Annotated in this window: 15 protein-coding genes; 10 read left to right on the plus strand and 5 right to left on the minus strand. The window is 65.5% G+C overall.

The window, feature by feature from the left end:
• Window positions 1-1,412, plus strand: a 1,412-nt coding sequence (locus tag NJH59_RS24390) for a collagen-like triple helix repeat-containing protein (RefSeq protein WP_290445955.1), incomplete at its 5' end; no start/stop codon positions are given.
• Between the two features lie 109 nt (window positions 1,413-1,521).
• Entirely contained in the window at window positions 1,522-3,195 is a 1,674-nt protein-coding gene (locus tag NJH59_RS24395) for a ShlB/FhaC/HecB family hemolysin secretion/activation protein (RefSeq protein WP_043860928.1), read from the plus strand.
• 92 nt (window positions 3,196-3,287) lie between these two features.
• Here NJH59_RS24395 and NJH59_RS24400 read toward each other — a convergent pair whose 3' ends face one another.
• Together NJH59_RS24400 and NJH59_RS24405 are read right to left on the minus strand one after the other, a co-directional pair.
• Window positions 3,288-3,695 carry a response regulator gene (locus tag NJH59_RS24400; protein ID WP_043860929.1) on the minus strand — a complete coding sequence of 136 codons (408 nt, stop codon included), beginning with the start codon at window positions 3,693-3,695 and terminating at the stop codon, window positions 3,288-3,290.
• A 15-nt stretch (window positions 3,696-3,710) separates the two neighbouring features.
• Window positions 3,711-3,896: a Flp family type IVb pilin gene (locus tag NJH59_RS24405; RefSeq protein WP_043860930.1), complete on the minus strand. Its 186-nt coding sequence runs from the start codon at window positions 3,894-3,896 to the stop codon at window positions 3,711-3,713.
• Window positions 3,897-4,220: 324 nt separating this feature from the next.
• Between NJH59_RS24405 and cpaB the strand changes: the two genes are divergently transcribed.
• From cpaB to NJH59_RS24445, 8 genes are read left to right on the plus strand one after another with little or no spacing between them, the layout of a single operon-like run.
• Window positions 4,221-5,162 (plus strand): Flp pilus assembly protein CpaB, encoded by a 942-nt coding sequence (gene cpaB, locus NJH59_RS24410; RefSeq protein WP_100632882.1) that lies wholly within the window; start codon window positions 4,221-4,223, stop codon window positions 5,160-5,162.
• Window positions 5,163-5,183: 21 nt separating this feature from the next.
• Window positions 5,184-6,479 carry a type II and III secretion system protein family protein gene (locus NJH59_RS24415; protein ID WP_054916708.1) on the plus strand — a complete coding sequence of 432 codons (1,296 nt, stop codon included), beginning with the start codon at window positions 5,184-5,186 and terminating at the stop codon, window positions 6,477-6,479.
• Complete coding sequence (locus tag NJH59_RS24420; protein ID WP_043860933.1) at window positions 6,476-7,666, plus strand: pilus assembly protein; 1,191 nt, start codon at window positions 6,476-6,478, stop codon at window positions 7,664-7,666. The genes NJH59_RS24415 and NJH59_RS24420 overlap by 4 nt, the downstream gene beginning before the upstream one ends.
• Window positions 7,667-8,941: a CpaF family protein gene (locus tag NJH59_RS24425; protein WP_043860934.1), complete on the plus strand. Its 1,275-nt coding sequence runs from the start codon at window positions 7,667-7,669 to the stop codon at window positions 8,939-8,941.
• 35 nt (window positions 8,942-8,976) lie between these two features.
• Complete coding sequence (locus tag NJH59_RS24430; RefSeq protein WP_253087425.1) at window positions 8,977-9,825, plus strand: type II secretion system F family protein; 849 nt, start codon at window positions 8,977-8,979, stop codon at window positions 9,823-9,825.
• Window position 9,826: 1 nt separating this feature from the next.
• Window positions 9,827-10,711, plus strand: coding sequence for a type II secretion system F family protein (locus tag NJH59_RS24435; protein ID WP_054916706.1), 885 nt, complete (start codon window positions 9,827-9,829; stop codon window positions 10,709-10,711).
• Between the two features lie 14 nt (window positions 10,712-10,725).
• Window positions 10,726-11,409, plus strand: coding sequence for a tetratricopeptide repeat protein (locus NJH59_RS24440; protein WP_043860936.1), 684 nt, complete (start codon window positions 10,726-10,728; stop codon window positions 11,407-11,409).
• Window positions 11,406-11,663: a DUF3613 domain-containing protein gene (locus NJH59_RS24445; protein ID WP_088514179.1), complete on the plus strand. Its 258-nt coding sequence runs from the start codon at window positions 11,406-11,408 to the stop codon at window positions 11,661-11,663. The genes NJH59_RS24440 and NJH59_RS24445 overlap by 4 nt, the downstream gene beginning before the upstream one ends.
• 40 nt (window positions 11,664-11,703) lie before the next feature.
• On the opposite strand, the gene NJH59_RS25555 is transcribed toward NJH59_RS24445, so the two are convergent.
• The 3 genes from NJH59_RS25555 to NJH59_RS24455 form a co-directional block, all read right to left on the minus strand.
• Window positions 11,704-11,832 (minus strand): hypothetical protein, encoded by a 129-nt coding sequence (locus tag NJH59_RS25555; protein WP_256582768.1) that lies wholly within the window; start codon window positions 11,830-11,832, stop codon window positions 11,704-11,706.
• Between the two features lie 38 nt (window positions 11,833-11,870).
• The gene (locus NJH59_RS24450) at window positions 11,871-13,037 is read right to left on the minus strand and encodes a hypothetical protein (RefSeq protein WP_253087414.1); all 1,167 of its coding nucleotides are present in this window, start codon (window positions 13,035-13,037) and stop codon (window positions 11,871-11,873) included.
• Window positions 13,038-13,163: 126 nt separating this feature from the next.
• A complete protein-coding gene (locus NJH59_RS24455; RefSeq protein ID WP_253087415.1) occupies window positions 13,164-13,943 on the minus strand; it encodes a response regulator transcription factor in 780 nt (259 codons plus the stop codon).
• Between the last annotated feature and the right edge of the window lie 100 nt (window positions 13,944-14,043).

Consider the following 14,043-nt stretch of genomic DNA (forward strand, 5'->3'; position numbering starts at 1 on the left):
GTGGCGGTACGGACGGCGGCGGTGGTACTGGCGGTGGCGGTACGGACGGCGGCGGTGGTACTGGCGGTGGCGGTACGGACGGCGGTGGTGGCACCGGCGGTGGCGGTACGGATGGCGGCGGTGGCAACAACGGCGGTGGCGGTAACAATGGCGGCGGTGGCAACAATGGTGGTGGCGGCAACAACGGTGGTGGCACGACCTCGACCACGGTCGTCGGCCAGGTGGTGGCCCAGGTTGGCAGCGGCGTGTCGGGCGTGGGCACGGGCGTGTCCGGCGTGGGCAACGCCGTCAGCGGTGTACCGGTAGTGGGCAGCACCGGTGCCGGCGACCTGGTGACGGCCACCGGCAACGCCGTCACCAGCATCGGCGATGGCCTGGGCAAGGGCCTGGGTACGCTTGGCACTGGCAGCAATGCCCTGGGCGAGACGGTCAAGGGCGTGGGCAACGGGGTGTCGGATATCGGCGGCGGGGTCAAGTCGGTGGCCAGCAGCCAGTTGATCGAACAGATACCCGTGGTCAACGGTGTGGTGGACAAGGTCGGCGACGTGGTGGTGATGCTTGGCGATACCCTCAGCACCCAGAGCACCACCGGCAAGCTGGGCAACCTGAACCAGCAATTGAGCAACCAGGTGGTCAAGGTGGTGTCGCTGGTGGAAGGCGCCACCGGCAAGGTGGGTGATGCCACCGGGGTGGGTGCACCGGTCAGCGGCCTGTTGAACAAGGTTGGCAGCGCAGTCGACGGGGTGGGCGACAAGGTCGCCAGTGCCGGCAACGGCAACCCGCTGACCACCGCCGTCGGCGGGCTGGTAAGCCATGTCGGCACGGCGGTCGGCACCAGCGGTGGCCTGGTCAACACCGGCACCGGCAGCGGTGGCAGCGCCCCCGGTGCGGGGCTGCTGGAAACCGCCGGTGGCGCCGTGGCGGGCCTGGGCAGCGGGCTCGGCGCCGGCAGCAGCAACGGCCTGCTCGACGCCGCAGGCAGCACGGTCAACAAGGTGGGCCAGACCGTGGCCTCGCTGGGGCCGGTACTGGGCGGCAATGGCGTGGCCAGCGTGCCGGCCGGGGTGCCCACCGCTGCGTTGGGCAACAGCGTGGGCGCTGGCCTCACCCCGGTGGTGAGCGGTGTGACCAGCGTTACCCAGCAGGTAGGCGCGGCAACCGGCATCGGTGCGCCGGTCAACGGCCTGGTCACCCAGGTGGGCAGCGCAGTCAGCGGGGTGGGCAATCAGATTGCCGCAGCCGGCAACAACCCGGTCACCACCCAGTTGGGGGCGACGGTCAATGCCGTGGGCGGCACCGTGGGCCAGGTCGGTACCCTGGTCAACGGCAACGGGCAAGGGGGCGGCGGCGTGGGCGGTCTGCTCAATGGCCTGACCACGGGCCTGAAAGGCGGCCTCGGGGGTAAAAAGTAACTAAATGGCCATCATCGATTAGACGATTTTACGGGCAACACCTACGCTTGAGGCTGACGAGGGAACCGTCTTTGGTTCCCTCGTATTTTTCAGGATCATGGAGTGTCCTATGCGATCGATGTTCGTCGCGTTATTGGGTCTGTCCTGGGTGGCTTCGCTGCATGCCGAGCCCCTGCCGAGCTTCCTCAACAGCAACGAGACCGAGCGCAAGCTGCCAGCGCCCAACCTGCCCGCCGATGCCTTTCGCCCCGTCACTCCCCAACTGAACCTGCCCGCACCGGATGCCGGCCAGCAGCCACAGCCGCTGCTGATGGGCACGCGGGTGCGCGTGCAGCGGGTGCGTATCGAAGGCGGCACCATTTACCCGCTCAGCGAACTGCGCGACAACTACCAGGGCCTGCTCGACCGCGAGGTGACCCTGGGCGAGCTGATCGAGGCCACCCGCCGCCTCACCCAGCGCTACCAGCAGGATGGCTACCTGTTGTCGTATGCCTACCTGCCGCCGCAGGACTTCGCCGAAGGCCGTCTGCGCGTGGTGCTGGTGGAAGGCTACATACGTGATTACGAACTGCAGGGCGATGTGGGGCCGGTGTCGGCCTACCTCGACAAGCTGGTGGGCAAGCTCAAGGCCGAGCGCCCGCTCACCCGCAAGACCTTCGAACGCTACACCGCGCTGATGAGCCGGGTGCCGGGCCTGACCTTGCAGGCCCAGGTGCCGCCGCCGGGCACCACCGACGGCGCCACGCGGCTGATCGCGCAGGCCTCGCGCAAGCCGTTCACCAGTACCTTGAGCCTCACCGACGGCAGCCGCGACGACACCCAGGCGCTGCTCGGCCTGAACAGCAACGCCCAGACCGCGGTGGCCGAGCAGTTGAGCTTCAGCGCGCTGTTCCCGCCGGGGCAGGATGACGAACGCTACTACCGTCTTGACTACTCGCAGTACGTGGACGCCGAAGGCACCCAGCTCAATCTTTCGGCCTCGACCTACCGCAGCAACCCGGCGGCGCGGGTGCGCCTGGAGAACGGCATAGACCTCAAGCAGCACCGCGAGAACGACCGTTACTCCATCGGCCTGAGCCAGGCGCTGATCGCCTCGAGCAACGAATGGCTGAACGTGGCAGCGCGCTTCTATGCGGTGAACGACAGCACCGACTACCGGGTGGTCGGCCTGCCATTGAAGGTCAGTACCCGCACCGATGTGCGCGCCTTTGCCTTCGAGGCAGACTGGAGCAAGTCGGACGCGCAGCAGCTGCGCATACTCAGTGCCGGTGTGTACCAGGGCCTCGATCACTTCGGTGCCAAGACCGACAGCGACTACGACCTGGACTTTTTGCGCCTGCGCCTGTCGGGGGTGCAGAGCGACCGGTTCTTGCAGAACTGGCAGGGGGTGGCATCGGCGGCGCTGTACTGGACCGACGACAGCCTGCCCGACAGCGAGCGCGCGGTGTTCGGCGGGCAGAACTTCGGCCGCGGCTACCCCAGCGATCAGGCTTCCGGCGACAAGGGCTGGGGTGCGGCATACGAGGTCAACTACAGTTTCAAGCGCGATGGCAGCTGGCTCAAGGTACTGCAGCCGTACGTGGTGGTGGACGCCGCGCGTACCTGGTTCAACGAGTTGGCGGTGCGTGATTCACGATTGTCGTCGGCGGCGCTGGGGCTGCGCTTTGGCGATGCGCGCTACTACAACATCTCGCTGGAGGCGGCCAAGCCGATGTCGGATATCGCGCTGGACAGCTTCAATCGGCGGCCACGGTACACGTTGAGTTTCAGTTACCAGCTGTGACGACCGATCGCGGGTCAAGCCCGCTCCCACAAGGTACGCGCACTACCGGTGGGAGCGGGCTTGACCCGCGATGGCCGCGTGGCGGCCAGGCGTTACTGAACCAGTTGCAGGCGGGGCTTGGGGAACAGGTTGTCCAGGGTTTCCAGCAGGCGCAGGTGGTAGATCGGCTTGCGGAACAGGTCGAGTACCTGCAGGCGCAGCAGATCGCTGACCGCATCCATGTCGGCATGCCCCGAGGTGACGATCACCGGCAGGTGCTGACGCGCCGTGTGCTCGCGCAGGCGCCTGATCAGCGAGATGCCGCTCTCTTCCGGCATGTTCAGGTCGGTGATCACCAGGGCAATGTCGGGATGTCGCGTCAACTGCTGCAGGGCGAGCTTGACCGAGGTTGCCGTGTGACAACAGAAGCCCTCGCCCTCCAGCAGCTCGGCCAGCTCCAGCAGTGCGTCTTCTTCGTCATCCACCAGCAGCAGCTGTTGACGTGAGTGGGAAGCCGGCATGTTCAGTTCCTGTCATCAGGCTGAGGGCAGGGCAGCGACGATGTCGTCGAAGACCTTTTTCACCCCGCCCCCCACATCGGTCGAGACCCCGATGATCACCACGGCCACCATGGCGGCCACGATGGCATATTCGATACCGGACGCGCCGTCCTTGCGATGGAAGAACAGCTTGCAGTGCTTGAGGATGCGGGAAAGGACCATGGTACTTCTCCTTGCGCCACAGGCGCGGGTAATGGGGCCCGGAAACGGTGATTCCCCTTTGCCATCACAGCATCGTCAAGCGGTTCGAAACCGGCAAATGTAAGAAGGCATTAATACCAAAGTAAGGGTGTCAACGCTGGCGCCAATAAGCTGTTGTTTTCAGGGGGTGTCGGGTTTCGGACCGAAAAAAAACTGACGGGTAATGGCGTTTTGTCCTAGCTGCGCTACCGTCAAATAGCGAAATAGTTACTTGCAACTTCATGTTTGCGGGCCAGTTCGCACACCGCGCGGCCGAAGGGATGTTCAGGCAGAGGGAGCGCCGACATGAGCAGTCGCATCACCATGATCCTTGCCGTGCTGTTCCTGATCGGTGCCGTGCTGGCAGGTTACTGGGGGCTGGTGCTCAGCCGTGCATCCGAGGCACCGGAGCCCCCGCAAGCGGCGGCGCCAGGGCCGGCCGGCCCGGCTCAGCCGGTGGACCAGGCCACGGAGGCTGGCACCGACGCATTGCGCAAGCCCGTGCTGGTGCTGCGCCGCGACGTACCCGCCTACACCGTGCTGACAGCCGAGGATCTGAGTGTCGAGCGCCTGCTGGTGGCCCCGGCCGGCAGCTTCCAGCGCCCCGAGCAGGTGCTGGGCCGCACCAGCTGGCGGGCCCTGCCTGCAGGTACCTGGCTGGAGGAGAGCAGTTTCGAGGCCGGTGGGCCGCTGGCGCGCATGATCCACCCCGGCGAGCGCGCCCTGGCGGTGGCGGTGGACGAAGTGGTCGGCGCCGCCGGACAACTGCGCCCCGGCGACTACGTGGATGTGCTGCTGTACCTGCGCGAAGACAACCTCAACCCGCAGGCCTCGGCCCAGGTGGCCGTGCCAGCCTTGCGCCTGCTCAGCGTGGGCGAGCAACTGGGGCTGGCCAACGATGGCCGCCCGCCGGAGGCCGACACCGATGCCAAGGCGGCCCAGGAACAGCGTCGCGCCATGGCGCGCACCGTGGTGCTGGCGGTACCTGAAGCCCTGGCCAGCCGCCTGTTGCTGGCCGCCCAGGCAGGCAGCCTGCGCCTGGCGGTACGCAGCGCCGAAGAGAAACGCCTGGCCAGCTACTGGGCCGACCCGCAGGCCGCTGCACCGCAACTGGACAACGCCAACCGCGACCTCTTTCGCTTCAGTCAACTGGCCATGACCCCGGCCGCAACCCCGGTTGCAGGCCAGGCGCCCAGGCACCAGATGCAGATCATTCGAGGCCCCCAGGCTTCAACGCCCACCCCCTGATCGAAGCAAGGATGCCCGTTGATGAGCAGTCGTTCCGAGCTGATGTTCAAGCGTTCCATCCTGACCCTGTTGTTGCTGGGGGGGCCGGCTGCCCATGCCCTGGCGGCGCCGTCGGGTTGTGCCGGGCTGAGCCCGGTGCCGGCCAGCATCGAGCTGGACCAGGGCCTGCAGCAGGAGATCCGCCTGCCGGTGCCGATCACCCGGGCGGCGGTGGGCGACCCCAACATCGCCGATGTGCAGGCCAGTGGCGAGCGCGGCGTGGTGGTCAGCGCCGTGGGCCCCGGCGCCACCAGCCTGATGCTGTGGACCGCATGCGCCAGCGTGCCGCGCCAGAGCATGCTGTTCATCAAGGGCCGGGCCACTGCCGAGATGGCCGACAGCGCCTTGCCGCCCAGCCTCGACCCCTTGCTGCCGAGCCAGGTGCAGGCCGATATTCGCTTTGTCGAGGTCAGCCGCACCAAGCTCAAGGAGGCCGGTACGCGGCTGTTCTTCAAGGGCTCCAACAACTCGCTGTTCGGCTCGCCGGGCAGCGTGCCCAACACCACGGTGTCGCCGGGCTACGTGCCGGGTGCGGTGACCAGCCCCGACGGTGGCGGCGTTGGCGGGCTGGTCAAGGTGCGCCCGAGCATCCCGCTGAACAACGATGTGTTCAATATCGTGTGGGGCGGCGGCAGCAGCCGCTTCCTGGCGGCCATCGATGCGCTGGAGAGCAGCGGCTTCGCCTACACCCTGGCGCGCCCCAGCCTGGTGGTACTCAGCGGCCTGACCGCGAGCTTTCTGGCCGGCGGCGAAATCCCCATTCCGGTGCCCAGCACCGGCAGCGACACGGTGACCATCGAGTACAAGGAGTTCGGCATTCGCCTGGCGTTGTCACCCACGGTGGTCAGCCGCGACCGCATCACCCTCAAGGTGGCGCCGGAGGTCAGCGAGCTGGACTACAACAACGCAGTGCGCATCGCCGGCGTCACCGTGCCGGGCCTGACGGTGCGGCGCACCGACACCAGCGTATCGCTGGCCGATGGCGAGAGCTTCATCATCAGCGGCCTGATCAGCAGCAGTGCGCGCTCGGCGGTGGACAAGTTTCCGGGCCTGGGCGACGTGCCGATCCTGGGCGCGTTCTTTCGCCAGTCGTCGATCAGCCGTGAGGAGACCGAGCTGCTGATGATCGTGACCCCGCGCCTGGTGCAGCCGCTGGCGGCCAATGCCAAGTTGCCCGAGTTGCCCGGCGAGCGCCTGCGCACCTACGACCCGAGCTGGGGGCGTCTGTTCTTTCTCGAGAACGGCAACTTCGAACAGCGCAGTGGATTGAGCCAATGAGCCAGAGCCTGAGCCAGACCTTCCTTGCGATCACCCGTGACGACGGTGACCTGCAGTGGCTGAAAACCGCCCTGGCGCCGCTGGGCCAGGTGGTGGGGGCCGGCAGCGGCAGCCTCGACGAACTGCTCGCACTGGTGGATGTGACCTTCGCCAACCTGGTGTTCGTGGGCCTGGACCGCGAGCAGGTGGTGAGCCAGTGCGCGCTGATCGAAGGGGTGCTGGAGGCCAAGCCGATGCTGGCGATCGTTGCCCTGGGCGATGGCATGGACAACCAGCTGGTGCTCAATGCGATGCGCGCCGGTGCGCGGGACTTCGTCGCCTACGGCTCGCGCTCAAGCGAAGTGGCCGGGTTGGTGCGCCGCCTGAGCAAGCGCCTCCCACCGGTGACCAGCAACCCGCACCTGGGCGGCCTGACGGTGCTGTACGGCACCCAGTGCGCCAGCGACGGCGCCCTGCTCACCAGTCACCTGGCGCGGGTGGTGCAGGGCAGTGGTCAGCAGACCCTGTTGCTGGACCTGGGCCTGCCCCGTGGCGACAGCCTGGCGCTGCTGGGGCTGGAGGCCTCGTTTCACTTCGGTGATGCGCTGCGCCACCTGCGCCGCCTGGATGCCACCCTGATCGACAGCGCGTTCGCCCGCGAACCCTCGGGCCTGCGCCTGCTGGCCTATACCGACAGCGACGAGGCATTGGAGCGCACCAGCGCGGCCGAGCTGTACATGCTGCTCAGCGCGCTGCGCCAGCACTTCCAGCACATCGTGGTGAACCTGGCCGGGCAGCCCGACAGCGAGCCCTTGCGCACCTTCGTCAGCCATTGCGACAAGCTGATCTGGTACACCGACCAGAACGTGCTGGACTGCCGGCGCAACCTGGAGGTGCTGACCCTGTGGCGCGAGAAGGGCATGAAACTGGAACACGCGAGCCTGCTGGTGGACCGCTACCTGCGCAGCGTGGCGCCCGACTCCGACGCGCTGGGCAAGCGCTATGGCCTGCCGGTGCTGGTGGTGCTGCCCTACAGCCCCGAGGTGCGCCTGAACGCCAAGAACCAGGGGCTGTCGCTGTTCGAGGTGGCCCCGCGCGAGGCCTTGACCCAGGCGCTCAAGGCCTTGGGCGAGCGGCTGGCACGACGTTCGGAAAGCCTGCAACCGAAGGCGGGCAACTGGATGAAGCGCCTGTGGGGGCACAAGTAGATGAGCGGCGACGAGCTGTTCGGCGGCCCACGGCAAAACCCGGGCAGCGACCCGCAGGGGCTCAAGCGGGCCTTGCACCGGCACATCATCGATGCCATCGAGGACACCGGCCTCAACCTGCTGGAGGGCGCCCGCCCGGCGCTGGCGCAGTTCGTGGTGGAGCAGGTGGGCGACTACATCGCGCGTCAGCACCTGGCCGTGTCGCGCTACGAGATGGAGCGCCTGGCCGAGGAGATCGTCGACGAGCTCACCGGCTTCGGCCCGCTTGAGGTACTGCTGCGTGATGCGGGCGTCACCGAGATCCTGGTCAACGGCCCGCACCGGGTGTTCATCGAGCGCGCGGGCGTGCTGCAGCAGACCGACCTGCGCTTTATCGACGCGCATCACGTGGAGCGTGTGATGCAGCGCATCCTCGCGCCGTTGGGGCGGCGTCTGGACGAGTCGTCGCCGATGGTCGATGCGCGCATGCCCGACGGCAGCCGGGTGAATGCGATCATCCCGCCGGTGGCGCTGGACGGGCCGTGCCTGTCGATCCGCAAGTTTCGCAAGGACATGCTCAAGAGCGCCGACCTGCTGGCCACCCGCGCCATCGACCAGGCGATCCTCGACTTTCTGCAACGAGCCGTGGGCAAGCGCTGCAACATCCTGGTCAGCGGCGGCACCGGCACCGGCAAGACCACTTTGCTGAACATTCTCAGCCAGTTGATCAGCCCCCGTGAACGCCTGGTGACCATCGAGGACGTGGCCGAGCTGCAGCTGGATCACCCGCACGTGGTACGCCTGGAAACCCGCCCGCCCAATGCCGAGGGGCATGGCGAAATCAAGGCCAGCGAGCTTATTCGCAACGCCCTGCGCATGCGTCCGGACCGCATCATCCTGGGCGAGATCCGCGGGGTCGAGGTGCTCGATGTACTGACCGCGATGAACACCGGCCACGACGGTTCGATGAGCACGGTGCACGCCAACAACGCGCAGGACGCGCTGCTGCGCCTGGAGACCCTGGTGGGCCTGACCGGTCGCCAGGTGGCCGAGAAGACCTTGCGCCAGATGATCTGCGCCGCGCTCGACGTGGTGATCCAGCTGGCCCGCCTGCCCGATGGCCGTCGCTGCGTGAGTGAGGTGCTGGAGGTGGTGGGGGTGCGCGACGACGTGTATGTCACCAACACGCTGTTTCGCCTCGACCGGCGCGGCGGCGACACCTTCCTGCGCGAGGCGGTCAACCCGGCCAGCGACAAGCTGCGCCGTGACCTCAACGATGCGGAGCCCGGGCCGTGAGCGGCGCGGTGTGGTTGTGGCTGGGGGGCGTGGTCATGCTCGGCATCTCGATGCGCCTGTTCTATACCAGCCTGCACCGCTCGGGCAACGAGCGCATTCTGCAGCGCCTGGGCCAGCACCAGCAGGCCGCCGACAACAGCGGGCCACATGGCCCCGACTGGCTCGAGCTGATGCTGTTGCGTGCAGGTTTCGACCGCCGCAATGATCGGCTGATGGCGTGGGTGGCAGGCTGGCTGCTGCTGGCCGTGTGCGCCGGGCTGTACGGCGGCTGGCCTGGCCTGCTGCTGGTGCTGCTGGCGGGGCCGTTGCTGTTGCGCCTGTTCCTGGCCTGGCGCTACCAGCACCGGGTACGCCGCCTCATCGATCAGTTGCCGGTGCTGCTTGACCATTGCGTGCGCAGCCTGAAGGCCGGGCGCACACTGAGCGATGCGGTGCTGGGGGCCATCGATGCCTCGCGCGAGCCGTTGCGGGGGGCCATGCAGCGGGTCAAGCGCAACGTGCAGTTGGGGGTGAGCCTGGACGATGCGATGTCGGATCTGGCCGAACTGTATGCGCGCGAAGAGCTGCGCCTGTTCGCCCTGGGCCTGCGCATCAACCACCGCTATGGCGGCAATGCCAGCGAGTTGCTGGAGAACCTGATCAAGGTGATTCGCGAGCGCGAGCAGGGCGCGCGGCAACTGCGCGCGATGACCGGTGAAACCCGCATCACTGCCGTGGTGCTGGCGGTGCTGCCGGTCAGCGTGGCCGGCTACTTCATGTTCAGCAACCCCAATTACCTGCTGACCATGTGGCATGACAGTGTCGGGCAGCGCCTGCTGTTCAGTGCCTTCGTGCTGCAGGCGCTGGGGTGTCTGGCGCTGTGGCGCATGTTGCGGAGTATCTGAGATGGCCTTGTTGCTCAGTGCGGTGTTGTTGTTTGGCGCGTTCGCCCTGCTGCTGGGTCAGTGGCTGCGTCAGCGGCGCAGCCAGCGCCTGGTGGAGCAACGCCTGCAGGGGCGTGCGCCGGACGAGCCGGCACTGCGCGGCTGGTTGCAGCGCATGGGCGACAGCCGGCTGGGGCAGCGTTCGCTGAACCTGGACGGCGAGACCCGCCAGTTGCTCGACCGGGTGGGTTGGCGGCGTTCGCGCCAGCGCTCGCTGTTCGCGGCCTGCCAGGTGGGCTTGCCGCTATGCCTGATGGGGGCGGCGGTGCTGGTGCAGGAGGTGTTCTTTCGCGAGAGCCGTTCGCCCTGGTTGTTCCCGCTGATGGGGCTGGGGTTGGGCTACCTGCTGCCCAAGCGGTTGCTGGCGCTGCTGGCGGCACGCCGTCAGCGCCAGGTGGCGCAGGAGGTGTCGACCTTCATACCGCTGCTGCGCATCATGTTCGAGTCGGGCCTGGCGGTGGAGCAGAGCCTGCGCCTGCTGAGCCTGGAGGGGCAGCGCCTGCTGCCGGTGCTGAGCGAGGAGTTGCGGCTGTTGCTGGCACGGGTCGATTCGGGGCTGGCGCTGGCCCCGGAGCTGGAGAAGACCGCGCAGTTGCTGGGGGTGGAGGCGTTCAGCGACACCTGCATCATCCTGCGCCAGTTGCTGACCCAGGGGGGCGGGGCGATGAAGTCGCTGCTGGCGCTCAAGCAACTGCTCGATGACCGGCGCCTGACCACTTTGCAGGAACGGATTTCGAAGATGTCGGGAAAGATGTCGGCAGTGATGATGCTGTTTCTGTTCCCGGCGTTGCTGATCGTACTCGCCGGCCCGGGCTTCACCGCCCTGGCCAGGGCATTCGGGGCTTGAGAGGAGTGGACGCAATGAAGGCATGCATCGCGGCGCTGGGGTTGTTGTTGCTCGGTGGTTGCGCCACGGATGGCTCGGCGCCGTGGCTGGCCATGCCGGGCTCGACGGCCAGTTGTGCCAAGCCCGATTCGAGCCAGGAGCTGTCGCTGAACATGGCCGACGAGATGCTTGCCGACGGGCGCCCGCATGCCAGCCTTGCGCACCTGGAGGCGCTGCCGGCCGATCTGGCCCAGGTGCGGGTGCGCAAGGCCAAGGTGCTGCGCCTGCTTGGACGCAGCGAGGCCGAGCCGCTGTACCGCAGCCTGCTTGGCGGGTGCCTGGCGGCCGAGGGTGAGCATGGGCTGGGGCAGATGGCGGCGGCCCGCGGCGACAACGCGCAGGCGCTGCAGCATCTGCAACGGGCCATGCAACTGGCCCCCACCGACGAGAAGATCCGCAACGACCTGGGGGTGGTGTACCTGAACCAGGGCAAGCTGGAGCAGGCGCGCTTCGAGTTTCTGACCGCAATCGAACTCAAGGACAGCGACCGTCTGGCGGCGGTCAACCTGGTGACCTTGCTGCTGTACCAGGACAAGTGGCAGCAGGCGGCCGACCTGGTGAGCCGGCTGGGCCTGAGTGCGGCGCAATTCAACGAAGCGCAGGCGCGCGCCCAACAACTCAAACCTGGCAGTGTGGCTGCCGTGCAGAGGTCGTCATGAACAGTCGGATACTGGTGATGCTGGTAGTGCTGCCGGGCCTGGCCCAGGCGATCGAGCCCGGGCCTTCGTCCAGGGCACAGTCGGCCACCGAGGCGTGGTTGCAGGTGCAGGCCAGCGGCGCGCAGGCCTCCAAGACCCCGCAGAGCGCCACGCCCAAGGAGCGCGACCAGAGCATGCAACGCTGGCTGGATACCTACAAATACGTGATTCCGGATTTCTTCCGGTGGGAGAAGACCAGCAATAGCGACAAGTGAGTCATGCCCAAGAAAAAGCCCAGCGTCGGCTGGGCTTCATTCACGATTTGGGCTTGGCGGAGAAGTTTCTGAGCACCATGCTCTTGAGGGCTTCCCGGGTTTGCTCGGAGGAGCGCTTGCTGGGGCTCTCTTCCTTGTATCTGGTTTTTAGTACTTTTAGGGAGGTCATCTACGGCTCCTGAAAGTAATGGAAATATACGCTGAGTGTCATGTTTCAGGTTCTATTTGCGCTAGGGATACTAGCATTTTCCCGAAATGATAGCAAATCGGCTCCAGAAGTTGAGCAAAGTTCATCGCGCTGTCTTCATCGCGGAAAATCCCCTTTTTGTTGCGGTATATATTCATTACGGCGATGGTTTCATAGACAGGTAGTTGTTCCGCATCCGCCTCGCGTCGAACCTGAATGGGAATGGAGAGTATCGACTGGGCTTCTTCTATATCGTTGTAATACTCCAGTACATCATGTTTGAAGCGATTGCAGAACTCGCGGTTCTTGTACGCAAGATTGTCCAGAAACAGAGATATTTCGCTTTGGGTATGGTGCAGGTATTGCGCCATACCGAAACTGGCGCACATGGGGGCGCCGGGGATGATGGGTTGCGTTGTGACACCGGCATAACCCTGTTCGACATAAGGGAAGCAAATCGGCTCTTTTATGAAGTCGTCCCGCTCGCCGAACTCGACTTTGGTAGACACCGTGAAAGTCGTATCTTCAAGCACCAGGATGCCACTGCACTTTGCCAGTTTGCCAAGTGTTGAGTTGTTGTACAGAAATAACTTGCTGGAATCGATGATGCGGGCAATGTTGTCCATGCTGCCGTCGGCAAGCGTTACCGTATCGAGAAAACCCGATGGCACCAGGGTCATGATGTTGGCTCGATAGACCGACGACTTGCCTTCATTGCCATCCCAGTCCTTGGCCAGCGACAACACACCGTGCAGGCACTCGCGCATCAGCTTGTGGACCACGTCAGGTTTGGGCGCCTCGCTGTTGAGTTCCGCTTTGATTTCCAGACGCCGGGCGCCGAGGATACGCAGGTAGGCAGAGTAGTTTCCGAGAAACGACTTTGACGGAGTGCTTTTTATGTAACTGTGCAGTTGGCTGCGCGCCGAGTTGTTTTCCCGGTTGACGGCTATTTCCCGTATCAACAGGAATAGGCCGAGGTAGAGCAACAGCCTGAATGCCGTGGACGCTTCATTCAGCGGCGCCCCCTCGCAGGTGGGTAACAGCCCAAGGCACAGGTGGTTGAACTGTCCTGTTATTGCCGAGCTGTAAAGGGAGATGTAAGCACCCACCAGAACGGTAGCGAAAATGGCAATAGAGCCGAAGAACGCACCGCTGGGGGCAAACAGCCCTTTGAGAAATGAAGTCATGCTTGAGCAGGCCACACATCGACGAGAAGTGGCCCGGATTCTTGCATAGCCCAAGGGGGCTGGCATATCCAATTTGTGTCAGGTTTCACCGCTGCCTTCGAAGGCTCGAAGGCAGCGGCGACCTGTTCAATGCGCCGTTATGCGCTGACGCAGCGCCGAGGGGTTGGGCGCCAGCGCCAGGGCCAGCTGGGTGCGGTTGTGCATGTGGGTCAGGCGCAGCACCTGCGACACATACAGCTTCACCGTGTTCTCGGTAATGCCCAGCTCGCAGGCGATCTGATAGTTGGTCTGGCCCTTGCCCACCAGCCGCGCGACGTCCAGCTGGCGCGGTGAAAGCTGGTCGAAGATCGCCGGCATGCTCTCGGCTGCCGTTGCATCCTCGCCACCCAGGCCCGTGCCCACCACCTGCTCGCGGGCCTTGCCCAGGTCCAGGTAGAGGTCGTCGATGGACTCGGCCAGGTACTGCAGCTTCTGGTTGAGGTGGCCCAGGTGCTGGAAGTTCTTCTGACGCTCCAGCAACGCGGTCTCCTGGCGCTTGAGCCCCTCGAGCAATTCGGGGAGGTCCACCGGCTTCTGGTAGTAGTCGGCGAACCCTTCGCGCAGCGCCTTGATCACATCCTGCTTCTCGGCCCGCCCGGTGAGCATGATTGCCTCGAAGATCCGCTGCTTGCCGGCAATGGCCTTGAGCGCCTTGACCAGCTCGATGCCGTCACGCTCGGGCATGTGCAGGTCGCACAGCACCAGGCCGATTGCCGGGTCTTCGGTAAACCGCTCGATGGCCTGCTGGCTGCTGTGGCACGGTACGCACCGGTACCCGCTGCCCTCGATGAATTCACACAGCTCTTCGACGATCAACGGCTGGTCGTCGACGATCAACACCTTGAATGGACTCACTGGCTTGTTCACACGCAACTCCCTGCTGACGTGCCCTTCCTGGTACGGCCATGACGCTTGTGGTATCGAGGGGCAGTGACTAGAAAAATAGACGCAGTTGGCGGCTATGTAC

Origin of the sequence: Pseudomonas sp. VE 267-6A, from assembly GCF_024126555.1 — a bacterium.
GTDB classification, from domain to species: Bacteria; Pseudomonadota; Gammaproteobacteria; order Pseudomonadales; family Pseudomonadaceae; genus Aquipseudomonas; species Aquipseudomonas palmensis.